The sequence below is a fragment of the Baekduia sp. genome, assembly GCF_035996765.1.
Classification (GTDB): Bacteria; Actinomycetota; Thermoleophilia; order Solirubrobacterales; family Solirubrobacteraceae; genus Baekduia.
Window position 1 is genome coordinate 1 of sequence record NZ_DASYJG010000033.1, and the last position, 22,924, is coordinate 22,924.

Here is a 22,924-nt window from a genome sequence, read left to right on the forward strand (position 1 = left end):
CGCCGGCGAGCTGGCGACGGCGGACGATCCCACGCCCGCCGTCGCCGCCCTGGCGCTCGTCGAACCCGAGGCGGACGCGCCCGCGCCGAGCTTCTCGGCGGGCGTCGAGTTGTCGCTGGACGCGTTCGGCGACGTCTGGCCGGCGGTGGTCGACGCCCTGCGCGCGCAGTCGCCGATGCTCGCCGCGTCGCTCGAGGACGCGCGGCCGGCGGCGCTCGCCGACCAGGGCCTGACGCTCGCCTGGCCCGAGTCTTCGGCGTTCTCCAAGCGCAAGGCCGAGGTTCCCGCCAACCGCGAGCTGATCGCCCACGCGAACCGCACCGTCACCGGCAGCTCGCTGCGGCTCGCGTATGCGCTGCACGCGGACGCCGACGTCGCGGCGGCCGCCGCGGCCGGACCCGCCGCCGTCCCGGCGATGTCGGAGGATGATCTCGTGAAGCGGTTCATGGACGAATTCGACGCGGAGGAGCTCCCTCCGGAGCCCGAGGAGACCAGCTGATGCCCCAGCCGCCCAACCTTCAGAAGATGCTCGCCGACGCCCAGGCGATGCTCGCCGCCCAGCAGGAGGCCCAGGAGGCGCTGAAGTCCGAGCGCGTCGAGGCCAGTGCCGGCGGCGGCATGGTCAAGGTCACCTTGACCGGCGACCTGCGCATCGAGGCGCTCACGATCGACCCCGACGCGGTCGATCCCGAGGACGTCGAGATGCTCCAGGACCTCGTTCTGGCCGCGACCAACGAGGCGCTGCGCCAGGCCGTCGAGCTGCAGGAGAAGGCGATGGCGGGCGCGTCGGGCGCCGGTGGCTTTGACCCGATGGAGGCGCTGCAGGGGCTCGGCCTGGGCGACGCGCTCGGAATCGGGCCCGCCCACCCCGGCGGCGCTCCCGGCGGCCTTCCTGGCGGTGGGGCGGGTGGGGCCGGTCTCAACCGCGCGGCCCGCCGCGCCGCAGCGAAGAAGAACCGCTAGTTGTTCGCGCCGCCCGTCCAGCGCCTGGTCACCGAGCTGGGCAAGCTCCCTGGGATCGGCCAGCGCACGGCGCAGCGGCTTGCTTTCCACATCCTCGGCACCGACCCCGAGGACGCCAACGCGCTCGCTGATGCGATCCGCGAGGTCAAGGAGAAGATCCGTCCCTGCGAGATCTGCTTCAACTTGGCCGACGAGGCACGCTGCCGGATCTGTCAGGACGAGCGGCGAGACCCCGCGATCATCTGCGTGGTCGAGGGCCCGGGCGACATCGTTCCGATCGAGCGCACCCACGAGTTTCGCGGCCGGTACCACGTGCTGGGCGGCGCCCTCTCGCCGATTGACGGCGTCGACCCCGAAGACCTCAAGGTCGCCGAGCTGTACCGGCGGATCGAAGGCAGCGAGGTTCGGGAAGTGGTCATCGCCACCAACCCGACGACGACCGGCGAGGCGACAGCGCACCACATCGCCGCGGCGCTGCACGAGCGTACGCCGGACGTCGCGGTCACGCGCCTGGCCTCCGGCCTGCCGGTCGGCGGCGACCTGGAGTACGCCGACGAGGTCACCCTCGGCCGCGCGTTTGCCGGTCGTCGTGAGATCGCCTGAGCGGTCGCGCTCCTCGTAGGGTCGTCGGCATGGCCGAGCCCGACATCGCGTTCACCACGATCAAGACCAACGGCGCAGATCGCTTCCAGCCGCTGCGCCGGGAGCTCGGTGTCACGAGCTTCGGGATGAACCTCGTCACGCTGGCGCCGCGCCAGCGCGGGCGCATCCACGCCCACGAGCGCCAGGAGGAGGTCTACCTCGTGCTTGAGGGTGAGCTGACGCTGGGCGTCGAGGGCGTCGAGCACACGGTCGCGCGCAACGGGCTCGTCCGCGTGGGGCCGGGCGTGCGGCGCCAGCTGGTCAACCGCGGGACGACGACGCTGGTGCTGATCGCGCTTGGCGGTTCCGGCGAGCACGTGGGGCGTGACGGCCGCGCCTGGGAGTCCTGGGAGGAGAGCGGCGACGGCCGCTCACCGCAGGAGGTCCCGCTGCCGGTGGACCTGCCGGTGTAGGTCGATGCGGGGCGTCTCGTGGCGAATTATTGACCACGAGGCGACCCGGACCTCGGTCCTAGGAGGACGCGACCGCGTCGCCGGCGCCGAGGCGCTCGGGTGCGGTGGGCGGCGGGAGCGCGCGCGGCGTGCCGAGCGTTGCGGGCGCGCGCGGCGCGCGTGGCGGCAGGAAGAGGCGGACGTTGCGCGCGGTGGGTGGGCCTGCGGCGTGGGCGGGCCGGCCGCCTTGGGGATCGAGGAACGCGAGGTCGCGGGCGATCCCCGCGAGCGAGCCCTCGTCGTTGGGGCGGCCGGTGTGGTCGACCATCCACGTCTCCAACGCGACGCCGCCGCCCGCCGTCTGCACGAGGCGCAGCGCGCGCCACTGCTGCGGCCAGTCGATGATCGAGGCGGTGGTGATCAGCCAGTAGCCGCCGGCCGCCGAGCGGCGGGGCGCGATCGCGTTGCGGTGGGTGTGGCCGGCGAGGACGGCGACCACGCGCGGGTCGGCGTCGAGGAGGTCGAAGATCGCACCGCCGCCCGCGGTCTGGTCCAGCGGTTGATGGACGGCGACCAAGATGTAGCGGTCGCCCGCTGACGCCAGCTCACGCTGCAGCGTGGCGAGCGTCGCGGCGGTGACGAGGCCGCCAGAGCCCGCGTCGCGGCGGACGAGGTCGAGGACGATGACGCGCAGGTGGTCGGCGACGTCGACGGCGTAGTCGAGGTGGTCGTGCGCTCCGGTGCCTGGACGCAGTCGTGCCACGACGTCGGCCGCGTCGAGCTGGGTCCGATCCGGGTCGGGCGCGACGCGGATCGCGTCGCCCTGCAGGCCGGCGTGCAGGAGCGTGTCGATCTGCGCGCGCGTCGGCTGAGCGCCGCGCAGTTGCTGCAGGAGCTCCGGCGCCGGGGTGACCAGCAGGCGGTCGCCGGTCGCAGCCGCGCGCGTCGCGGCGGTGGGCGCGATCTCGCCGGCGACCAAGATGTCGTGGTTGCCCAGGACCGGATACCAGGGCGCGCGCAGACCGGCGCTGCGGACGGGCTGCACCGCGCGGGCAAGCAGGTCGGGATGACGCGGCGCGTCGACCGCGGGGCGGTAGTACAAGGGGTCGGGGATCGACGCGGCCTGGACGCCCTGGTAGCCGCGCCGGCCGGAGTCGGTCCGGACCGTCCCGCCGCGCAACAGCGTCAAAGCCCACAGCAGTTCGTTGCGCTGCGCTGAGTCCACGAGGTCGCCGGTGACGAGGACGGCGTCGGGATCGGCGGCGTTGACGGCGTCCACGGTCGCGGCGACGGTCTGCGCGGTGAGCGTCTCGTGCCAGCGAAACGCCGAGCCAAGCCGCGGGCCGAGCCGGTCCAGGAAGGCGACGCGGCCCGGGGATTGCGCGTCGCGGATGTGGAGATCGGAGAGTTGGGCGAACGTGGCGAGCGTCGCGCCGGTCCGAGCTCGGGGCGCAAGCTCGGTGCGGTCGCGCAGCGTCAGCGCCGGTCCGGTCTCCAGCAGGCCGTCACCGTCGGGATCGACGAGCGTGCGCTGCAGGGTGGAGCCGGGGGCCGCGGTGCTGCCGTTGCCGCAGCCCGGCAGGAGCGCCGCGGCGGTCGCCGCGCCGGCAGCGACAAGCAGCTCACGCCGGTTCGTCCGCGTGTCGACCTGCCATGGCCATGCGGCACCCGCGGGGCGAGCCGGCAGGATCCGACGCTCCGCCTTCACGCCTCCTCCCGCAGTCCCGCCACGACCGGCTCGCGCACGAGCCGGCGGCCGGTCAGCGCGGCAGCGGCCCAGGAGAGCAGCAAGAGGCCGCCGGCGACCAGGGCGATCTGGCCGGCTGTCGCGCCCAGCGGCAGGTCCGCGTAGCCCGCGGCGAGGTGGGCGACCAAGGGCGACAACAACGTCGTCTCCAGGACGACCGCCACGACGGCCGCGGGCGCGACCACGACGAGTGCCGCACCGCCGAGCAACCGGCGCAGCGCCCGTGCGTCGGCGCCGGCCGCACGCAACGTCGCGACGGCGCCGCGCCGCTCGCGGGCCGTCAATGCCAGCGCGCTGACCAGCGCGTGCAGGCACACGAGCGCGACCGTCGCCGCGACGATCTGCAGCAGGCCGGCGAGGACGTCGAGGAAGGCGGAGCTGTCGCCCGTCGCCCCGCGGACGGCATCAGCGCGCGCACCGAGCGCGTTCAATCCTTCAGCGATTCGTGCGCGGTTTGCGCCCGGCTTCAGCCGCAGGACCATGGGGCCGTCGAGCGCAACGCCGGCCGCCAGCAGCCGATCGGGGGCGACGTAGGCCACACGGCCCTCATCCTGCAACGCGCGCACGATGCCGACGACGCGGAAACGCACCTCCTGCTGTGCGAGTGGCTGGATGGCGAGCGTCGACCCGGGCCGCAGGCCGAGCGCGTCAGCGAGGCCGAGCCCGACCTCCGCCTCGTTCGGCGCCCGTGCTCGGCGTCCCGACGCCAGCGGCGGCGCTTCGAAGCGCGTGCGGTCGCCCGAGGAGTAGGCAATCACCTTGAGTGGCGAGCCGAGCGAGAACGCGCTGACCGCATCGGTCGAATAGCGCACGGCGGCCGCCTCAACGCCCGGGATCGCCTCGACCGCGGCGGTCGCCGAGTCGGGGAGCCGTGTCGTCAACTGGTAGCGCTTGCCGAGTGTCGCGGGGTCGTCACGCAGCGCCTGCAGCAGCGAGGCCAGCGCGAGCAGCAGCAAGACGACGCTCGCCGCCGCACCGAGCACTGCGACAACCGAGGCAAAGCGCAGGCGTCGGGCGACGACCAGCCGCGCGCCAAGCGCGGCGAGGCCGCCGCGCGTCGGTCTTCTGCGCGCCTCCCGGGTACGTTGACCGGGAATGGCCCGGCCAACGCGCCCGGCTCGGGCGTGGCGGTCGCGTTGACCGGCAAGGTGCCGCCTAAGTCGACCAGCACGCCGCGGCGTCGCGACATCGCCCCCGCGTAGCAGCGCCGCGGGCGTGCGCCGCGCCGCGCGCCAGGCGGGCAGCGCCGAGGCGGCCGCGACCAGCGCGACCGCGCAGAGCCACACCAGCGCCAGCAGCGCCACGAGCCGCCCCACACTCGGCGGCAGCTCGTTGAGCGACGCGAGCACGCGCTCGGTTGGCGCCCGGCCTACGACGGCGCCGACGCTCAGCCCCAGCGCCGCGGCCGGCGCCGCCACCAGCGCACCGCGCACCGCGTGCACGGCCACCACGGCACCCGACGTCACGCCGAGCGCCCGCTGCAGCCCGATCCGGTCCAGCGCGCGCTGCACCTCGGATTGCGCGCCCGCGCCCAGCAGCACGCCCGCCAGCCCCGTGGCCACCACACCGAAGGCCACCAACAACGCAACGACGATCCCGGCCGCCTGGCCGACGAGCGCCTCCACGCCGCTGCGCGTGAGGAAGCGCAGCCCGCGCAGGCCAAAGGACGATTGGCGTGCGGCCGAGACCAGGACGTCGGCGCGCGACCGATCCTGGGCCCAGAGCAGCGCGGTGTTGACCGGAAAGTGCCGCCCAGGAGGCGCGCCGAGACGCTTTAGCAACGGCCCCTCGCCGACCATCACCCGCGCGGTCTTGGCCAGCGGATAGGCGACGTTGTCGGGCGCGACCGAGATCCCGACGATCGGCACTGAACCGACCCGACCAATCTCGAGCTGATCACCGACGTGCAACCCCCACTGCGTCGCCAGCCCACGTTCGACCACGGCCTCCAGCGGCGCGCCGGCCGCCGAGCGGACGTCGCGCCCGGCGACGATCACGTAGCCACGCCGCCCGCCGCGCACGACCTCGATCACGCCCTGGTCGAGGCGATGCTCCCCTGCCGTCAGCCGCACCCGCGTCTGCTCAAAGCGGTAGGACGCCGCGGCGAGGTTCGGAAGATCACCGACGGCTGCAGCGACCGTTGCGGCATCCTCATCGTCGAAGCGCGCGACGATCGTCGGCAAGTCCGCCCGGTCGGCCGCGCGGTCAAAACCGGTCGACAGCGCATAGGCGACCGTCAACGCCACGCCGAGCACCAGCCCCGATGCGACGATCCCGCCCGCCGTCAGCGCTGCGCGCCCTGGTCGGCCGCGCAGCGAAGCCCACGCCGTGCGCAGCGCGAAGCTCATCCGGAGGCGTGGATCTGGTCGTCGTCGCGACCGCTGCGCCCATCGCCGGCGGCCTCGGCGAGCACGCCATCCTCCAGCCGCAGGACGCGATCGGCGCGCGCGGTCGCCTCAGCCTGATGGGTGACCATCACGACCGCGCGCCCCTGGTCGGCGACGCCCCGCAGCAGGTCGAGCACGACCTCGCCGGCGGCCGCGTCGAGGTTGCCGATCGGCTCGTCGGCGAGCACCAGCGAGGGGTCGCCGACCAGTGCCCGCGCCAACGCGAAGCGCTGCTGCTCACCGCCCGACAGCTGGTGCGGTCGCAACCCGGCGACATCGCTCAGACCCAGCTGCGCGATCAGCGCGCGGCCGCGCGCGGCGCCGCCACGGTCGGCGCCCGGCAGCGTCGTCGGCAGCAGGACGTTGGCCTCGCCGTCGAGCTCGTCCAGCAGGTGAAAGAACTGAAAGACGAACCCGATCTCCTCGCGGCGCAGCGCGCTGAGCTGCCGTTCCGACGGTGCCGGCGACCCGGCCACCGGGCGGCCCATGACCGCGACGGTGCCCGCGTCGGCACGATCCAGCCCGCCGAGGAGCTGCAGCAGCGTCGACTTCCCGCTGCCCGAGCGGCCGACGATCGCGACCAACTCGCCCGCGGCGACCTCGAGGTCGACGCCATCGAGGATGCGTCGCTCGCCGCGGCCGGAGCCGTGGACCTTCACGAGCCCGCGAGCCTGCAGCACCGGATCGGGGGTCGAGTCGAGCGCCATCACGCCCGGCCCAGTGTGACCGCTCAGCGCGCGGCGCACGCCGAATTGGCGTGCCAGGAGGCAGCTACTCCACGCCGTAGTCGGCCCGCAGCTTGCTCACGCGCGCGAGCGCATCGGCCACGCGCGAGGCCGGGATCGTCCCGTCGCGCAGCGCCCGGACCACCGCGCGCCAGGCCGCATCCTGGGCGGCCACGTCACCCGGGATCCAGACCAGGTCGACGCCCGCCTTGACCGCCCGCACGGCGAGCTCAGCGATCGAATCGCCGCCGGTCAGCGAGGCCGCAGCGAGGTCGCCGCTGACGATCACGCCGCCGAAGCCGAGGTCGTCCCGCAGCAACCTGACGACCTCGCGCAAGAGCGTCGCGGGCGTGACGCCGTCAAACGCCACGTAGGTCGCCGCGCTGAGCTGGATCGCCGGTGCGTGCTTGGCGATGGCCGCAAACGGCTGCAGGTCGCGGGCCTTCAACTCGTCGAGCGAGAGGCCGACGGTCGCGGCCTCCATCGACGGGTCGCCCGAGGCGGCGCCCTCGCCGGGGAAGTGCCCGGGCGCCGGCGCGACCTTGCCGACCTTCCAGCCCGCGACCGCGGACGTGACCATCGCCGAGACGGTCGCGGGATCGTCGGAGAACGCCAATCCCTCCCAGGGGCCGCCGGCCAGAGCGATGTCGGCGTCGGGCGCCAGCACCATCCGAACCCCGAGCGGGCGCAGTGCCTTGGCGGCGCCGACTGCCGCCGTCAGCGCCTGCGCCGGGGTGGCCGCGTCGGCCTGCGGGCGCGAGCCGATCGGCACCGCATCGCGCTCACCGCCGAGCTGTGAGGCGGCGACCAGCGGCGGGACGTGGCCGGCGCTGCGCGCGGTGCCCTGGATCGTGCCGATCAGGTCGGCGACCTGCTGCGGGGAGACGCCGTTGCCCGGCTCGAGGACGACGCCGCCCCACTCGTGCTGCGCGAAGCTCTGCAGGACATCCGGCGGCGCCTGCGTTCCGCCGAGCCCCACCAGGAACAACCGCGCCGCCGCGCGCGCCGCGGCGACGGGCAGGTGATCGCTGGCCGTCGAGACGTTGGTCGCCGGCACCGTCGTCGTCGTCGTCGGCGCGGCGGCACTTGCGGCGTTCGGGCTCTGCGTGGTGGTGGTCCTCGCGGTGCCGTTGGGGACCGTGTGGTCTTTGCCGCAGCCGCCGAGCGTCAGCACCACCATGACAATCGTCAAGGACCCGGCCAGGCGGGCGCTTCGGCGTCGGGTCATGGCTTCGCGCATCGACGCTCTAGCATTGCCCGTCCATGCCGGGCACCGTCGTCATGAAGTTCGGAGGAACGTCCGTCGCCGATGCGGGGCGGCTCAAGCGCGCCGCGCAGCGCATCGTCGCCAAGCGCGAGGAGGGCACGCGCGTCGTCGCCGTGCTCAGCGCGCGCGGCAAGGAGACCGACCGGCTGATCGCCGACGCGTTCGAGGTGTCCGCGCATCCCGACCCGCGGGAGATGGACATGCTCCTCTCCACCGGAGAGCGGGTGTCGTGTGCGCTGTGTGCCATGGCCATCAACGATCTCGGTCATCGGGCGATCTCGCTGACGGGATCGCAGGCGGGCATCGTCACAGATACGAGCCACACGAAGGCCCGCATCCTCGAAGTCCGCGCCGATCGCATCCGCGCGGCGCTCGACGAGGACTCCATCGTCCTGGTCGCCGGCTTCCAGGGCGTCAGCACCGCCAAGGACGTCACGACCCTCGGTCGCGGCGGCTCGGACACCACCGCCGTCGCGCTCGCGGCCGCCATCGGCGCTGATGAGTGCGAGATCTACACCGACGTGCCCGGCGTCTTCAGCGCCGACCCGCGCATCGTGCCCGACGCCCGCAAGCTCGACGTCGTCACCTTCGACGAGATGCTCGAGATGGCCGCCTCCGGCGCGGGCGTGCTGCAGCTGCGCAGCGTCGAGTACGCGCGCAACCACGGCGTGCGCATCCACTGCCGATCAAGCTTCGACGACTCCCACGGGACCCTCGTCGTCTCCGACGAAGAGGCCAAGGACAAGGACATGGAGAACCCCCTCATCACCGCCGTCACCCACTCGCGCGGCGAGGCGCGCGTGACGCTGATCGGCCTGCCCGACACGCCTGGCGTCGCGGGGCGCGTCACGACGGCGCTGGCCGACGCCAACGTCAACATCGACATGATCATCCAGAACGAGCCACGCACCGAGGGCGCGAAGGCCGAGCTGTCGTTTACCGTCCCGCAGGAGGACGTCGATGCGGCGCGCGCCGCGCTGCAGCCGATCGCCGATGAGATGGGGATCGAAGAGGTCCAGACCGACCCAGCGATGGGCAAGGTGTCGATCGTCGGCGCCGGCATGAAGTCCCACCCCGGCGTGGCGGCCAAGGTCTTCACCGTCCTCGGCGCCAACAACATCAACATCGAGATGATCTCGACCTCGCCGATCCGGATCTCCTGCGTCGTGCCGGTCGACGACGTCGAGATCGCGGTCAAGGCGCTGCACACGGCCTTTGACCTGCAGGGGGCGGACACGATCCGCCCGGAGCAGCCGTTTGGAGAATTTGCCTCATGAGCAGCTACCACAACGAATTTGTCATGAGGTTCGCCTCATGAGTGGCCAGTACCGCGTTGCCGTCGTCGGCGCCACCGGCGCCGTGGGCACCGAGATGCGCCGGTTGCTGCGCGACCGCGCGTATCCGGCGGCCGAGATCGTCCCGTTCGCGAGCGAGCGCTCCGCGGGCAAGGAGCTCGACGACGGCCTCGTCGTCCAGGGCCTGGCCGACGACGACCGCCTCGACGGCTTCGACGTCGCGATCTTCAGCGCCGGCGGCTCGATCTCGCGCGAGTGGGCGCCGCGCTTCGCGGCCCGCGGCGCGATCGTGGTGGACAACTCCAGCGCGTTTCGCATGGACCCCGACGTGCCGCTCGTCGTCTCCGAGGTCAACCCGGAGGCGCTGAACAACATCAACAAGGGCATCGTCGCCAACCCGAACTGCACGACGATGGCGATCATGCCGCCGCTGCACGCGCTGCACGTCGAGTTCGGGCTCACCGCGATGGTCGCGACGAGCTTCCAGGCTGCCGGCGGCGCCGGGCAGAAGGGGATGGACGAGCTGATCGCCCAGGTTCCGGGTCTGCTCGCCGACCCCTACGCCTTGCAGACGCGCGGCGCCGACGCCGCCGCCAAGGTCGGCGAGACGCCCGTCTTCGGCAAGCCGCTGGCCTTCAACGTCGTGCCGCTGTTGGGCACCGACACCGGCAACGGCTACACCGACGAGGAGATGAAGCTCCAGAACGAGTCGCGCAAGATCCTCGGGATTCCAGAGCTGGCCGTCTCGCCCACGTGCGTGCGCGTCCCGGTGATGGTCGGCCACGCGGTCGAGGTGCGCGCGCAGTTCGAGCGCGAGCCGTCGGTCGCTCGGGCGCTGGAGGTCATGGGCGCGCACGCGGGCGTGGAGCTCGACGACGTCCCGACGCCGCTGGAGTGGGCGGGCAAGGATCCTGTGGCGGTCGGCCGCGTCCGCCAGGACCTCAGCGACCCGTATGCCTTGAACCTCTTCATCGTCGGCGACAACCTGCTCAAGGGCGCGGCGCTCAACACGGTGCAGATCGCCGAGCTGCTGCACGAGCGCGGATTGCTCGGCACGCGCGCGGCGGCTTAGACCCCCACGTAGCGCAGGGCGAGCAGGCAGACGTCGTCGGTCGTCTGCCTCCCGGCGAGCGCGGCCTGGGTGACGGCGCCGGCGAGCTCGTCGGCCGGCTCGTGGCGGTGCTCGTCCAGTGCGGCGAGGACGAGGTCGAGCCCTTCCTGCAGCGGCCGGTCGACGCGCTCGAAGAGCCCGTCGGTGAAGAGGACGACCGTCGCGCCGGGCGTCAGCGTGATCGTCGCCTGCGGGCGCGCCGACGGCCGGTTGGCGGCGTCCAGCGGCGTCGAGCGCCCGTCCCAGAGGAAGCGCGCCGGATCGCCGGGCGCCGTCACCGCCGGCGGCGGATGGCCCGCGCAGGCCAGCACCAGGATGCCACTATCGAGGTCGAGCTCGGCGTAGGCGAGCGTCGTCATCTGGCCGACCTCGTGGCGGCGCGCGTAGCCGTCGAGCGCATCCAAAAGCGGCCCGGGCGTCAGCTCGGTGGAGGCCAAAGCGCGAACCGCGCTGCGCAGCTGCCCCATCGTCGCGGCGGCCACGATTCCGCGACCGACGACATCGCCGACGACCACGCCGATCCGTCGCTCGTCGAGCCAGAACGCGTCATACCAATCGCCGCCGACATCGAGGCCGGCCACGGCGGGGCGATAGCTGACGGCGAGCTCGAGCGCCGGATCGTGCGGCAGCCCGCCGGACAGCAGGCCGCGCTGGAGCTCGGCGGCCACGGCGTGTTCGCGGTCGCGCGCCGCCAGCAACTCCTGCTCGTAGCGACGCCGGTCGGTGGCCTCGAAGACGACGGTGCGGATCGACTGCGGCTGTCCGTCCTCGTCGCGCTGCAGCACCGAGTTGACCAGCGCGGGCAGCTTGGCGCCGTTGGCGCCGACGACGTCGACGGCGATCTCGCGCACCCAGCCCTGCATCTGCAGCAGCGGCGCGTAGTGCGTCTCGTAATAGATCCGGCCCCCGACCGTCAGCAGCTCCTGGAAGCGGCGCCCCACCAGCGCGTCCCGCTCGTAGCCGGTCAGCGCCTCCAGCGTGCGGTTGACCTGCAGGATCGTGCCGTCCAGTGCGGTCGTCAGATAGCCGCACGGCGCGTTTTCGAAGAGCTCCTCGGGACTGTCGCGGATCAGGTCGTCGCGCCCGCTCACGACGCGGCGAGAAACGCCTGGATCGCGGCGGTGGTCTCGCCGGGCGCGCTGAGATTCGGGCAATGCCCGGTCGCCTCGAGCTGGACGAGCGTGCTGTCGGGCAAGTGCTCGTCGACATAGGCGCCCACGCCGACCGGGGCGATCACGTCGGCCGAGCACTGCAGGACGAGCGTCCGGACCGGCACGCTCGCAAGGTCTGCGCGGTTGTCGGACAGGAACGTGACGCGCGCGAAGTGCGCGGCGATCTCCGGATCGGTCGCGCAAAACAGCTCGGTCAGTTCGCCGCCGAGCTCGGGACGGTCCTCGTTGCCCATGATCACTGGCGCCATCGCGCCCGACCAGCCCAGGTAGTTGCTCTCCAGGGACTCCAGCAGGCCGTCGATGTCCTCGCGCGAGAAGCCGCCCGTGTAATCGTCGTCGTCGATGTAGCGCGGCGACGGCCCGACCATGACCAGCCGTGAGAAGCGCTCGGGCTCGGCGACGGCGGCCAGCGCGCCGATCATGGCGCTGACGGAGTGGCCGACGAAGATGGCGTCCTCGACGTCCAGCGCGGCCATGACCTCCAGGACGTCGGTGGCGTAGCCGTCCAGCGACCGGTAGCGGTCCGGATCGAAGGCCGAGTGGTCCGAATGGCCGTGGCCGATGTGGTCGAACAGGATCACGCGGTACTCGTCGGCGAACGCGGGCCAGACGAAGCGCCACATGTTCTGATCGCAGCCGAAGCCGTGGGCGAAGACGATCGGCGGACCGTCGGGCTGGCCAGCGACGCTGACGTTGTGGCGAAGGAGAACGTCCATGCGCGAACGATCCTACGCCGGGCTGCTACTCGTCGTCTGCGACCGGCGGGATCGCGCGGCGCAGGCGCTCGCGGGCGGCGTCGATGTCGCGCGCCAGCGGCGTCGCCGCACCATCGACGATCGGGATGATCGTCGTCGGCCCATCAGGGCGCACAGGGCGCCGCCGACGGCGAGGCGGCGAGGCCTCGCGCGCCGACGGCGCCCCACGCAACAGCTTCGAGAGCTTCACCAGCCGCCGCTGCCCGCGCCCACGCCGGCGACGACCGACGTCGTCCAGTCGATCACGGCGGTGGGCTTGACGACGTGCTTGTCGAGGCCGAGATCCTTGGGCTCCAGGCCCAGGGCCAGCCCGACGAGCTGGGGGAGATGCAGGACCGGCATGTTCAGCGACCGGCCCACCTGGCGCTCGGCCAGCGGCTGCTGGAGGTCCAGGTTGAGGTGACAGAGCGGGCACGGCGTCACCAGGCAGTCGGCGTCGGCATCTGCCGCGTCGCCGAGATGGCGGCCGGCTTGGGCCAGCGAGGCCGCCTTGTTCATGGTGATGATCGGGAAGCCGCAGCACTTGTGCGAGCCGGCATAGTCGATGACCGTGCCGCCGAGCGCCTCGATGACGAGCCCGAGGTAGGTATCGCGCGGGTTCTCCTCGTCGATGCCCAGCCGGTCGGTCGGGCGGACGATGTAGCAGCCGTAGAAGGGGCCGACCTTGAGGTTGGTCAGCGGCCGCCGGACGCGCTCGCGCAGGTTGTCGAGGCCGAGCTCCTCCACCAGCACCCAGAGGAAGTTCTTGTTGGCGATGCCCGCGCGGTACTCCAGGTTGTACTTGGCCAGCGTCTGGTTGATCTGGCCGCGGTACTCCTCCGAGGCGTCCAGGCGCTCCTGGCACTCGCCCTGCGCGCCTTGGCAGGTCGAGCAGATGTTCATCATCAACTCGGCGCCTTCGACCTGCTGGGCCAGCGCGAAGGTCCGTGCGTTGAGCGTGTCGGCCAGCTCGGTGTTGTGCTCGGCGATGACGCCGGCGCCGGTGCAGCAGGCGCGGTCGAGCTCAACCAGCTCGATGTCCAGCATCGGCGCGATCTTGGCCATCGAGCCGTGCAGCTCCGGGGTGAAGCCGCGGCTCACGCAGCCGGGCCAGTACGCAACCTTCATCAGCGAATGTCCTTCCGCGACGTGCGCGCTTCGGTTGTGGCGGCAACCTTCATCAGGCCTTGTCCTCTGCCGTCGGGTTCTCCGCGTTGTCCTCGTCGGTCCCGGAGATGTACAGGTTGAACTCGATCCGCTGCTCGCGGCCCTCGATCTCCTCGTAGATCTCCTGGACCTGCTTGAGGTCGGCGGCGGGGATCTTGTGGGGCTTGAGCGCGCCCATCGGCGTCACCTTGCGGCGCAGGACCGCCTTGGTGATCGCCGGCAGCGAGCTGAGCAGCTCCTGGCCGGCGGCCGGGTGGAACTTGCCGAACCACGAGTTGCCGCCGTAGGAGCGCGGCAGCAGCTCGGCCTCCCAGAGCAAGCCATAGTCCTTGATCAGCTTGATGAACACCGCCTCGTGGCGCTCGCCGTTGTTGCGGTCGACGATGTGATGGTCGCTGCCCGCGCGCCGGCGCAGGCGCATGATCTGGTTCATCGGGGCCACGCCCTTGGGGCAGGCCTCGATGCACTTGAAGCAGTGCGTGCAGTCGTAGATGCCGTGCGGGTCCTCGGCGAGGTCCTTGAGCCGCTCGTACTGCTCGGCGTCCCGCGGGTCCCCGACGAAGCGGTAGGACTTGGCCAGCGCAGCGGGGCCGATGAAGAGCGGGTCGACCTCCATCGCCAGGCAGTCCGAGACGCAGGCGCCGCACTGGATGCAGGCCATCGTCTGGGTGACGTCGACCATCGACTCACGGTCGACGAGGTACTCGCGCTCGGGAATCGGCTCCTTGTTGATGAGCCACGGCGTGACGCGCTGGATCTTTTTCCAGTGCACAGCGTCCATGTCCACGATCAAGTCCTTGATGACGGGCATGTTGCCCATCGGCTCGATCTCGATGACGCCGTCCTTGGACGTGCGCTTGGCCTTGTCGAGGTGGGTGTGGCACGCCAGGCCGGGCTGGCCGTTGACGCGCACGCCGCACGAGCCGCAGATCGCGGCCTTGCACGAGCAGCGGATGCCGATCGAGCCGTCGAAGCGGCCCTTGGCCTGGAGGATCCCCTCGAGCACGGAGCGGTGGGGCTCCAGCTCGATGGTGTGCTCGACCCAGTACGGCGCCTCGCCGGACTCCGGGTCAAAGCGGCGGATGCGAAGCGTGAAGCTTTCCGACTGGTCGTCGCGCACCGGCTTGGTGGCGACGTCTTCAGTGGGGCTGAGCGGTTCGGCGGCCATGGCTAGTACTTCCTCTCCTCGGGCTGCCACTGGGTGATGGTCACTGGCGAGTAGGCCACGCTGGGCTCGTCGCTGCCGTTGCGCGAGAGGGTGATGTGCTTCTGCCACTCCTCGTCGTTGCGCTCGGGGAAGTCGGTGCGGAACTGCGCACCGCGCGACTCCTTGCGCTCGATCGCGCCGACGACCGTGCACTCGGCGCAGTCGAGCATGTACCCCAGCTCGATCGCCCCGAGGACGTCCTGGTTGAAGACCGTGCCCTTGTCGTCGACGTAGGCGGTCTTGGCCTCCTCCTTGAGCCGGCGGACGACCTCGAGCGCGTGCTCCAGGCCGGCCTGCTCGCGGAAGACCGCGACGTTGCGGTTCATCTCGGTGCCGAGGTCGTCCTTGATCTCGGAGATCCGGCGGCCGGTCTTGGGCCGGTCGAGGATCGCGTCGAACATGGCCTGCTCATCGTCGAGGCGGGCCTGGCCGGCGGCCTTGGGCAGCGCCATCCCGGCAGCGCGCTGGGCGGCGTGCTCGCCGGCACGGCGGCCGAAGATCAGCGTGTCCAGCAGCGAGTTGGCGCCGAGGCGGTTGCCGCCGTGGACCGAGACGCAGGCGACCTCGCCCGCGGCGTAGAGACCCTCGATCGGCGTCGCGCCGTCGATGTCGGTCTTGACGCCGCCCATGATGTAGTGCTGGCCGGGGCGGATCAGGATCGGCTCGCGCGTGATGTCGACGCCGGCGAAGTCCTTGCCGATGTTGACGATCTCGCGCAGCGCCTCCAGCGTGCGCTTCTTGGGGACGACGGTGATGTCGAGGTAGATGCCGACGCCGCCGGGCCCGACGCCGCGGCCCTCGTTGATCTCGGTCTGCTCGGCGCGGGAGACGACATCGCGCGAGGCCAGCTCCATCTTGTTGGGGGCGTACTTCTGCATGAAGCGCTCGCCCTCGGAGTTGAGCAGGTGCGCGCCCTCGCCGCGGGCGCCCTCGGTGATGAGGAAGCCGTTCTCGACCAGACAGGTCGGGTGGTACTGGACCATCTCCATGTCCATCAGCGGCGCGCCGAGACGGTAGGCCTGGGCGATGCCGTCGCCCGTGCAGATCAGGCCGTTGGTCGTCGGCTTGAAGCACTGGCCGGCGCCGCCGGTGGCGAGGATGACGTTCTTGGCGGTGAAGATCTCCAGGCGGCCCGTGCGGATGTCGCGAGCGATGCAGCCCGAGACCGCGCCGGCCTCGTCCTGCAGCAGCGAGGTGGTGAACCACTCCTCGTAGCGGTCGACGCGCTCGTGGTACTTCATGAGCTGCTCGTAGAGCACGTGGAGGATCGCCTGGCCGGTGATGTCGGCGACGTAAGCGGTGCGCTTCATCGAGGCGCCGCCGAACGCGCGGAGGTCCATCTGGCCGGTCTCGTTGCGGTGGAACGTGACGCCGATGTGCTCGAGGTGCATGACCTCGTGCGGCGCCTCGCGGCACATGACCTCGATCGCGTCCTGGTCACCGATGAAGTCGGAGCCCTTGACGGTGTCGTAGGCGTGTGAGCGCCAGTCGTCGGCGGGGTTGATGGCGGCGTTGATGCCGCCGGCGGCAGCGACCGAGTGGGAGCGGACCGGGTGGACCTTGCTCATGATCGCGACCGACGCGCCAGCGTCCGCGGCGGCCAGCGCGGCCCGCTGTCCGGCAAGGCCGGCGCCGAGGATGAGGACGTCATGTGCAGGCATGTATACGGCTCTTCGTCTCGAAGTTCGGGGGCTGGGACTCTATACGTCGGGCCCTTTTAGGCCCGCCTACGTCGAGGGCCTCAGGTGGACCCCACGCTCGCCGCCAAGGCCCGGCGCACGCGGTCCAGCGTCAGCACCCCGCACAGCCGTCCGTCGCCGTCGACGACGGCGAGCGCGCCGAAGCGCCGCAGCGGCTCGGAGCCCAGCAGCGTCTCCAGCGGCGTGTCACGTGCGACGCTGGCCTCGTCGCTCTCATCGCCCTCCAGCAGGTCGTCGGCGGTGAGGGTGGGTTGGCCACCGGCGACCGCGACATCGACGCGCTCCTGGCGCAGCAGGCCGACCAGCCGGCCCGAGGTCGTGTCGATCACCGGAAACCACGGCAGCTGGTAGCGCAGGAAGAACTCGTCCTGGGCCGCGAGCGCGGTCGTGTCGCGCGGGACCGCGACCGGCTCGTCGTCCATCAGGTCGGCGGCGGTGACGCCCTCGATCCGCTCGGCGAACTGCGAGGACACGACCGCGCCGCGCGCGCCTTGGCTCAAGAACCACCCGAGGATCGCCAGCCAGATGCCGTCGGCGGCGTCGCCGGAGGCCAGCAGGAAGAGGCCGAGGCCGATCAAGATGTAGGCGAAGGCCTGGCCGAGGCGGCCGGCGAAGCGCGTCGCGCGGTGGCGGTCGCCCGTCGCCCTCCACGCGATCGCGCGGGCGATCCGGCCGCCGTCGAGCGGGAAGCCCGGCACGAGGTTGAACACCAACAACCCGGCGTTGACGAGCGCGAGCCAGCTCAGCAGCGCCAGGACGGGGGTGCTGTCCTCGGAGTCGGCAAAGAGGCTGACGCTCCAGTCCGGATGCGAGAGCAGCGCGACGCCGACCGCGGAGAGGACCGTGATCAGGAGCGTCACGGCGGGGCCGGCGGCGGCGATGCGGAACTCCTCGCCCGGCGACTGCGAGTCGCGCGAGAGCTTGGCCAGGCCGCCGAAGACCCACAGGTCGATGCCGAGCACCTCGATGCCGTTGCGGCGCGCGACGACCGCGTGGCCGAGTTCGTGCAGGGCGATCGACAAGAAGAACAGGAGCGCGCCGGCGACGGCCGTCACGTAGGTGGTGGTGTTGGACGCGTCGGGCAGCGTGGTGGCGAACTGGTCTGACAGCCACCAGATCATCAAGAACAGGAAGACGAACCAGCCTGGGCTGGCCCCGATGCGGATGCCGAACACCCGCGCGAGCTGCATCGATCCACCGCCGCCGAACATCGGGCACAGTGTGACGGGTGCAGCGGGCCACCATCCTCGGTCTCTATGCCCAGGGGCTCTTCCCGATGGATGAGTCGGGGGAGTCGCCACCCGCTGAGCTGCCGTGGTGGATCGCCGATCCGCGCACGATCTTCGAGCTCGACGAGGCCTCACGTGCCGCCGTGCGCCGCCGTGTGCGCCGCTCGCTGAGGGCGCGCGGTGACTGGCAGCTGCGGATCTCGACGGCCTTTGACGCCGTCATCGCGCACTGCGCTGCGCCCCGCGGCGCCGGCGATGGGGTCTGGCTGACGGAGCGGATGCAGCGGCTCTACCGGCTGCTGCACGCCAGCGGCCACGCGCACACGTTTGAGATCTGGGTCGGCGACGAGCTCGCGGCCGGCCTGATCGCGGTGACGCTTGGGCGCGCGGCGATGCTCGAGTCGATGTGGCACCGCGTGCCGCACGCGGGCAACGTCCTGGTCTCGCGGACGCTCGACGTGCTGGCCGACGGCGGCGCGGAGCTCTGCGACATCCAGACCGCGACCGAGCACACGCTGCGGCTCGGGGCGGTCCAGATCTCGCGCGCGGAGTACGAGGCGCGGCTGCGCGCCGCGCTCGCCTACGGGTGAGTTGGTTCACTCGGTAAGGCCGCGCTCGACCTACAGCTCGGCTAGTCGCGGCGCAGCAATCGGCCGCGATGTTCGGCGATCAGGGCTCGGATGCCCTTTGGGATGCCGGGAGACGAGGTCAACGCATCGAGCAAGCGCTGGAGGTCATCCCGTGCCTGTTCGTTGAATGCCTCGCGCAATTCCCTCCAGCTGTCGTCGTCGGTGGCCGGAGGAGAGAAAAGCGCGTGGCCGTAACGCAGGAAGTCCGCTGAGATGTGCCAGTGACCCCTGGAGTCGCGGACCATTGCGGACGGAATCTCTCCGCCCGCATCGCTGAGCTGCTGGAGCGTGTCGGCCCGAGCGTCATCGTCGTAGATCTCCTGCCCGCCGATCTCAGGCTCGGTTCTGAAATCGAAGATACGCAACGTCTCCCAGTAGTGCCAGAAGACAAGGAAATACCGGCCGGAGTCAACCAGCTGCGGGAGCTTTTGGAGGCCGTCGCGCTCCTGGCGTGCGACCTCCCAAGTATCGCGGTAACGGAGGAGATCGTCGCGCGAGCCGGTCTCGTAATCCAAGAGGGTGTCGATCATGTCGATGTTGGCCTCGATCGACAGGCGCAGCTGCCACTCCGGAAATTGTGCGCGCAGGTAGCCGAGAGCCGTGGACATCGATGCGTCACGGTTCGGGAGCAACGTGTTCTGGTCCAGCCGGGTGAGAAGCTCCTGCGCCAGCAGCAGTGGCCCGGACGTCGTCGGGTTGTCGGGAGCGTTCTCGAGGTACTCGATTGCAGCTTCGAGGACCTCGCCGAGATCCTGGGCATTGGCGTGCAAAAGCAAGAGATACAGCGCGAATGGATAGTGGCGGCTCTCCTTCCAGGCGCTCCAGCGGGTAAGTGTCGCGCCGACGTCGAGGGAGTGGCTTCGGCGCTTCTGCTTGATCAGGTGGATGTCAAACAGTTGCGCGATCTCGGCGCTCGCCACCGGATCTTGGCAGCGATCGGTGCGACGCTGGAGGGACGCGAGAACGGTGTCCCGAACCTCGGTGGAGAGGTTCTGATGGGAAACGGCGTTGAGGATGAACATCGTCATCTGCTTAACGCGGCGATCCGTAGCTCCATCAAGGACCGTCTCGAGCGGGGTCGGCGTGGCGCCGGGAGCGGATAGGCGCTCGAGGAACCCTTCGTGGTGGAGTTGCGGATAGGAGTGAGCCAGCGACAGCGCTGCGAGGCAAAGGTCGGTTTCGAGCCTCGGCCCGTAGCCTGCCATCAGCGCACCGTGTACCGCGTCGATTCCAAGGACGGCGGTCAACTCGACGCTACTCTCGTCAGCTGCTGTGGCAGCTACGCCATGGGCGAGCAAGCTGATGACGCCCCGTGCGCCGAGCTGGCTCGCAAGTGCGGACAAGGCATTGTGGACGCCTCCGACGCCGCCGCCGCGCGATTGAGTCAGGACGGCGAAATGCGCGCGCCGAATCGTCGCGTAGGAGGAGAGTTGCTCGAAACCCAGCGGGCTTTTCGGGCTGTAGCCGAGCTGGACCCACAGGTACGCCAAGAGGCTCAGGCGCCCGTCAATCGCCCGCGCACGCCCCTTGGACGTCGACGCATCAGGGACCATGTCGATGAGGTGCTGTTCCAGCCGTTTCCGCTCAGCGGCTGGAGCAATGCGTGCCGCGATCGTGTCCGCGACGATCAGCGCCGCGGCGGCCGCAACGACCTCTAGCTCCTGGACGAAGGCGCGCAATACGAAGTCTTCGGTAGCGCCCGTCGCGCGGGCGTCGCGGAGGTTGTCTGCTAGCTGTCGGCCTGCGAGATAGACATCCTCCAGCAGTTCGTTGGCATCCGTGAGCATCGCGTGCTCCGCGTGAAAGGCGAGGGCGTATGACCATAGGCCGAGTGAGGTCGTCAGCGCGTCAATCGCGGTGCGACCGTGATGCGGATCCAGGAGCCGACCGAGTGCCTCACGCGTGATCTCCGCTGCGTCCTGTAGGGGACGCTTCGCCGCCGGGAAGATGAGCGAAACCTGCCCACCGAGCGGCTTGCCGAAGGTGAGGTCCAGCAGCAGAGCCCGTACCCGGCCATAGGCGCGGACGTCGGGGTCCAGCGACTGCAGCCGGCTGACGGAGAGTGCCCGATGTCCGTTGTGGCCGTTCTTCACCAGGCTTAACGACTCCAGGAACAGCTCGTCCAGGGCCGACGGCTGCGGGGCCTTGCTGCTGGGTGCTCGGTGCAACTGCAGCAGTAGTCCGAGCACTTCCTCATCGCCCAGGACGGCGTATGCCTGCCAGCAGACCGTCCGTAGCTGTCGACGGTGGCGGTCGCTGCGTGCCTGCTGCTCGGCGTGCCGCAGCAGCCGTGGTATGTCGTTAGGAAGGGAGGCACGGAGCAAATGCCGCGTGGTCCAGATGAGCGCCTCGACGTAGCGGCTGGTTGCCTGTTTGCCCGGCGGGCTCTTGAACCCGCCAGGCGCCGTCGCTGTGGCGAGGTGCCGGCCAAGCTTCTGTAGGCGATACGCGTCAACTTCAGCGGCGCCGGCCAGGCGACGATGCCAATAGAGCCCCCAGAAGAGGTGCACGGCGCCGGGGTCCACGAGGTCATAGGCCCCGCGGCGTTCCCGGATCAGTTCGGACGCCTCGCCGCTTAGGTCGAAGACCCGAACGGCGAGCCGGTCCTCGTCCAACGTCCGGCGCAGTTCGTCGCCGAACCGCTCGACCGCGCGCAGCACCCCTTCGTAAGAGGGCCAGCCGGGGAACACGTGGCGGAGGACCTGGCCATCGGGCGTAGTCGCGTTCGTCCCGAGAAGCTGAGCCAGCTCGGCCGCGCTGAACGGCAAGGACCCCGTCGACTGCTCGATGGCCAACAGGTAGAGAAGCGTTAGGGAGCCGGGCGGACCGTCACCATGTTCGTCGATCACATGCTGCTCATCGAGAAGCTGCCCGTAGGCATCCGACGCATCGGCGATGCGCCGAGAGATCCACTTCACGCGGCGATAGTCGGCGCGGTCTGGTGCGCCGACGGTTTGGGCGAGCTTGAGGCGCTGCGTGTCGTCGAGGTTCCGCTGGCGTAGGTACGTGCGCTTAACGACGTATGGGGGCTTGCGGTGGGTGGTTTCGATGAGTATGTGCTTGCTGGCGGTCCGGCGGTCTGCCTCCTCGAACACACACCAGAGCTCCCGGTGTTCCGGGAGGACGTCGACGCGGCTGAGACGGCGTAGGACGACGGCACGCGTGACCGGGTCAAGACGGTCGATGTCGTCGATCACCACGAGGCGGTCATGCTGGGGTACGGCCAAGGCATTGGCGAGCTGCTCGATGAACCGCACCCACGCGTCGACGCGCTCGCACGGCGCGGACTCCAGAGCATCGAGAAGCGTGCGGCGCGCCTCCTCACGCGCCGTGCGGCGGACGACATACACGAGTTCCTGGCCCGCCGTCAGTGTCACCGCGATCACACCGCTGAGGACCGGTAGCCACCATGTGGACCCGCCGCCCTTGACCACCGCCGCCAGGAACGCGCCCAAGACGCTGAGCAGGAAGAACCCGACTGCGGCCAAGACAACGAGCCGGTGGCGGAACGCGGGCAACCGGGCCACGACCCCTGTGTCCTGGGCGAGTTGTATGAGCGTTCGCCGCCGGATGAGCTCGACGATCCGCGGGTAGCCGTCTGGGGTCCGGTCGGCCGGGAGCCAGCAAGGCTGGAAGCTGGGCAGCTCCTCGGCGAGGTACCGCTGGGCGGTTTCGGCCGACCATGTCATCCCGTCACCCTCCTCGACGGCGACGAAGATGGCTGTCCAGGCCCCTGCCGCGAGGCCGTGTAGCCGCTGTGTCTGGTGGCGCAGCGCCGCGACGAGAGCTTCGGGGGGCTTCCCAGGTGAGGCAGACGGCCCGATGTCGACCACTCGACGCGGGAACTGCGCGTGCAAGCTCTCGAATCGTTCGAGTTCCTCGGATGAACCGATGATCGAGTCCTTGATCTGCTTCACCGAGATAGTCGCTCCTCCTTGTGACCGCCTGATCGGCTTCGCGAAAGTCGCGAGCGTACAGAATTAAGGCACAGCGGAGCAACAGGATGATCGATCATCATCGATCAGGGAAGATTTATCACTAGCCTTGCCGGACTGGCAAGACGATCAGGCTCGATCGCGTGCGCCCGAACTCGCATGGGTGCAGCACGCCAGCCCGATGAACGACCGTCGCGCAGTCGTCGTTAACGGCTAGCCGGCCTTCAGCCCCGCGGCCTCCACCTTCGGCCCCATCGCCTGGGCCAGCGCGATGAGCCCCGACAGCGGCCGGACCATGACCGTGAAGTCGGCGATCAGCCCGTCGGGGCCGATGCGCAGCAGGTCCATGCCCTCCAGCGTGCGCTCGCCGACGCGTGCCCGGAAGATCAGCGCGTGGACCGGGTCGTCGCCGCTGCCGGCGAGTTCGTCGGTGTAACGAAAGTCCTCGAAGGTCTCGAAGACCAGCCGCAGGAGTCCGCTGACGGTCTCCACACCGCGGTACTCCTGAAAGACCGCGGGGCTGTGGAAGGTGATGTCCGGTGCCAAGGTGGCGAGCCCGGCTTCGAGGTCTCCCGCCTCGACCGCGGCGCGGAACCGCTGCGAGGCGCTCATGCTGACCGCA

20 protein-coding genes are annotated in these 22,924 nt (G+C 70.6%); 7 read left to right on the plus strand and 13 right to left on the minus strand.

Annotated elements, in window-relative coordinates:
* From VGO10_RS07065 to VGO10_RS07080, 4 genes are all read left to right on the plus strand, one after another.
* Window positions 1–499, plus strand: a 499-nt coding sequence (locus VGO10_RS07065) for a hypothetical protein (protein WP_327466613.1), incomplete at its 5' end; no start/stop codon positions are given.
* Complete coding sequence (locus VGO10_RS07070; protein WP_327466615.1) at window positions 499–963, plus strand: YbaB/EbfC family nucleoid-associated protein; 465 nt, start codon at window positions 499–501, stop codon at window positions 961–963. The genes VGO10_RS07065 and VGO10_RS07070, both read left to right, overlap by 1 nt.
* Entirely contained in the window at window positions 964–1,566 is a 603-nt protein-coding gene (gene recR, locus VGO10_RS07075) for a recombination mediator RecR (RefSeq protein WP_327466617.1), read from the plus strand.
* A 29-nt stretch (window positions 1,567–1,595) separates the two neighbouring features.
* Entirely contained in the window at window positions 1,596–2,018 is a 423-nt protein-coding gene (locus VGO10_RS07080) for a cupin domain-containing protein (RefSeq protein ID WP_327466619.1), read from the plus strand.
* Between the two features lie 58 nt (window positions 2,019–2,076).
* Here VGO10_RS07080 and VGO10_RS07085 read toward each other — a convergent pair whose 3' ends face one another.
* The 4 genes from VGO10_RS07085 to VGO10_RS07100 all read right to left on the minus strand — a co-directional run bounded on the left by VGO10_RS07085 (window position 2,077) and on the right by VGO10_RS07100 (window position 8,084).
* Window positions 2,077–3,705, minus strand: a complete 1,629-nt coding sequence (locus tag VGO10_RS07085; protein WP_327466621.1) for a metallophosphoesterase — start codon at window positions 3,703–3,705, stop codon at window positions 2,077–2,079.
* Window positions 3,702–6,092: an FtsX-like permease family protein gene (locus VGO10_RS07090; RefSeq protein ID WP_327466623.1), complete on the minus strand. Its 2,391-nt coding sequence runs from the start codon at window positions 6,090–6,092 to the stop codon at window positions 3,702–3,704. Before VGO10_RS07090 ends, VGO10_RS07085 begins: the two co-directional genes overlap by 4 nt.
* On the minus strand, window positions 6,089–6,838 hold the full coding sequence (locus VGO10_RS07095; RefSeq protein WP_327466625.1) for an ABC transporter ATP-binding protein: 750 nt from the start codon (window positions 6,836–6,838) through the stop codon (window positions 6,089–6,091). Before VGO10_RS07095 ends, VGO10_RS07090 begins: the two co-directional genes overlap by 4 nt.
* A 64-nt stretch (window positions 6,839–6,902) precedes the next feature.
* The gene (locus tag VGO10_RS07100; RefSeq protein ID WP_327466627.1) at window positions 6,903–8,084 is read right to left on the minus strand and encodes a glycoside hydrolase family 3 N-terminal domain-containing protein; all 1,182 of its coding nucleotides are present in this window, start codon (window positions 8,082–8,084) and stop codon (window positions 6,903–6,905) included.
* A 35-nt stretch (window positions 8,085–8,119) separates the two neighbouring features.
* Between VGO10_RS07100 and VGO10_RS07105 the strand changes: the two genes are divergently transcribed.
* Together VGO10_RS07105 and VGO10_RS07110 are read left to right on the plus strand one after the other, a co-directional pair.
* Window positions 8,120–9,400 carry an aspartate kinase gene (locus VGO10_RS07105; RefSeq protein WP_327466629.1) on the plus strand — a complete coding sequence of 427 codons (1,281 nt, stop codon included), beginning with the start codon at window positions 8,120–8,122 and terminating at the stop codon, window positions 9,398–9,400.
* Window positions 9,401–9,437: 37 nt separating this feature from the next.
* On the plus strand, window positions 9,438–10,490 hold the full coding sequence (locus VGO10_RS07110; protein ID WP_327466631.1) for an aspartate-semialdehyde dehydrogenase: 1,053 nt from the start codon (window positions 9,438–9,440) through the stop codon (window positions 10,488–10,490).
* Here the strand turns inward: VGO10_RS07110 and VGO10_RS07115 are convergent.
* The 7 genes from VGO10_RS07115 to VGO10_RS07145 all read right to left on the minus strand — a co-directional run bounded on the left by VGO10_RS07115 (window position 10,487) and on the right by VGO10_RS07145 (window position 17,699).
* Entirely contained in the window at window positions 10,487–11,620 is a 1,134-nt protein-coding gene (locus VGO10_RS07115; RefSeq protein ID WP_327466633.1) for a PP2C family protein-serine/threonine phosphatase, read from the minus strand. The genes VGO10_RS07110 and VGO10_RS07115 overlap by 4 nt on opposite strands.
* Window positions 11,617–12,417, minus strand: a complete 801-nt coding sequence (locus VGO10_RS07120) for an alpha/beta hydrolase (RefSeq protein WP_327466635.1) — start codon at window positions 12,415–12,417, stop codon at window positions 11,617–11,619. The genes VGO10_RS07115 and VGO10_RS07120 overlap by 4 nt, the downstream gene beginning before the upstream one ends.
* Before the next feature lie 25 nt (window positions 12,418–12,442).
* Window positions 12,443–12,646 (minus strand): hypothetical protein, encoded by a 204-nt coding sequence (locus VGO10_RS07125; RefSeq protein WP_327466638.1) that lies wholly within the window; start codon window positions 12,644–12,646, stop codon window positions 12,443–12,445.
* Window positions 12,643–13,563: a CoB--CoM heterodisulfide reductase iron-sulfur subunit B family protein gene (locus tag VGO10_RS07130; protein ID WP_327466640.1), complete on the minus strand. Its 921-nt coding sequence runs from the start codon at window positions 13,561–13,563 to the stop codon at window positions 12,643–12,645. Before VGO10_RS07130 ends, VGO10_RS07125 begins: the two co-directional genes overlap by 4 nt.
* A 52-nt stretch (window positions 13,564–13,615) precedes the next feature.
* On the minus strand, window positions 13,616–14,770 hold the full coding sequence (locus VGO10_RS07135; RefSeq protein WP_327466642.1) for a succinate dehydrogenase/fumarate reductase iron-sulfur subunit: 1,155 nt from the start codon (window positions 14,768–14,770) through the stop codon (window positions 13,616–13,618).
* Window positions 14,771–14,772: 2 nt separating this feature from the next.
* On the minus strand, window positions 14,773–16,470 hold the full coding sequence (locus tag VGO10_RS07140; RefSeq protein WP_327466644.1) for an FAD-binding protein: 1,698 nt from the start codon (window positions 16,468–16,470) through the stop codon (window positions 14,773–14,775).
* Window positions 16,471–16,550: 80 nt separating this feature from the next.
* On the minus strand, window positions 16,551–17,699 hold the full coding sequence (locus tag VGO10_RS07145; protein ID WP_327466646.1) for a site-2 protease family protein: 1,149 nt from the start codon (window positions 17,697–17,699) through the stop codon (window positions 16,551–16,553).
* A 38-nt stretch (window positions 17,700–17,737) separates the two neighbouring features.
* Between VGO10_RS07145 and VGO10_RS07150 the strand changes: the two genes are divergently transcribed.
* Complete coding sequence (locus VGO10_RS07150; RefSeq protein ID WP_327466648.1) at window positions 17,738–18,328, plus strand: leucyl/phenylalanyl-tRNA--protein transferase; 591 nt, start codon at window positions 17,738–17,740, stop codon at window positions 18,326–18,328.
* Window positions 18,329–18,369: 41 nt separating this feature from the next.
* Here VGO10_RS07150 and VGO10_RS07155 read toward each other — a convergent pair whose 3' ends face one another.
* Window positions 18,370–22,284, minus strand: coding sequence for a hypothetical protein (locus VGO10_RS07155; RefSeq protein WP_327466650.1), 3,915 nt, complete (start codon window positions 22,282–22,284; stop codon window positions 18,370–18,372).
* 231 nt (window positions 22,285–22,515) lie between these two features.
* On the minus strand, window positions 22,516–22,914 hold the full coding sequence (locus VGO10_RS07160) for a nuclear transport factor 2 family protein (protein WP_327466652.1): 399 nt from the start codon (window positions 22,912–22,914) through the stop codon (window positions 22,516–22,518).
* Window positions 22,915–22,924 lie beyond the last annotated feature (10 nt).

Bases quoted from the DNA above. Each gene is read 5' to 3' on its own strand.
- VGO10_RS07110 (WP_327466631.1), top strand. From the start codon at position 9,438: ATGAGTGGCCAGTACCGCGTTGCCGTCGTCGGCGCCACCGGCGCCGTG.
- VGO10_RS07090 (WP_327466623.1), bottom strand. From the start codon at position 6,092: ATGAGCTTCGCGCTGCGCACGGCGTGGGCTTCGCTGCGCGGCCGACCA.
- VGO10_RS07120 (WP_327466635.1), bottom strand. From the start codon at position 12,417: ATGGACGTTCTCCTTCGCCACAACGTCAGCGTCGCTGGCCAGCCCGAC.
- VGO10_RS07145 (WP_327466646.1), bottom strand. From the start codon at position 17,699: ATGCAGCTCGCGCGGGTGTTCGGCATCCGCATCGGGGCCAGCCCAGGC.
- VGO10_RS07070 (WP_327466615.1), top strand. From the start codon at position 499: ATGCCCCAGCCGCCCAACCTTCAGAAGATGCTCGCCGACGCCCAGGCG.
- VGO10_RS07100 (WP_327466627.1), bottom strand. From the start codon at position 8,084: ATGACCCGACGCCGAAGCGCCCGCCTGGCCGGGTCCTTGACGATTGTC.
- VGO10_RS07130 (WP_327466640.1), bottom strand. From the start codon at position 13,563: ATGAAGGTTGCGTACTGGCCCGGCTGCGTGAGCCGCGGCTTCACCCCG.
- VGO10_RS07080 (WP_327466619.1), top strand. From the start codon at position 1,596: ATGGCCGAGCCCGACATCGCGTTCACCACGATCAAGACCAACGGCGCA.
- VGO10_RS07135 (WP_327466642.1), bottom strand. From the start codon at position 14,770: ATGGCCGCCGAACCGCTCAGCCCCACTGAAGACGTCGCCACCAAGCCG.
- VGO10_RS07160 (WP_327466652.1), bottom strand. From the start codon at position 22,914: ATGAGCGCCTCGCAGCGGTTCCGCGCCGCGGTCGAGGCGGGAGACCTC.
- VGO10_RS07095 (WP_327466625.1), bottom strand. From the start codon at position 6,838: ATGGCGCTCGACTCGACCCCCGATCCGGTGCTGCAGGCTCGCGGGCTC.
- VGO10_RS07140 (WP_327466644.1), bottom strand. From the start codon at position 16,470: ATGCCTGCACATGACGTCCTCATCCTCGGCGCCGGCCTTGCCGGACAG.
- VGO10_RS07105 (WP_327466629.1), top strand. From the start codon at position 8,120: ATGCCGGGCACCGTCGTCATGAAGTTCGGAGGAACGTCCGTCGCCGAT.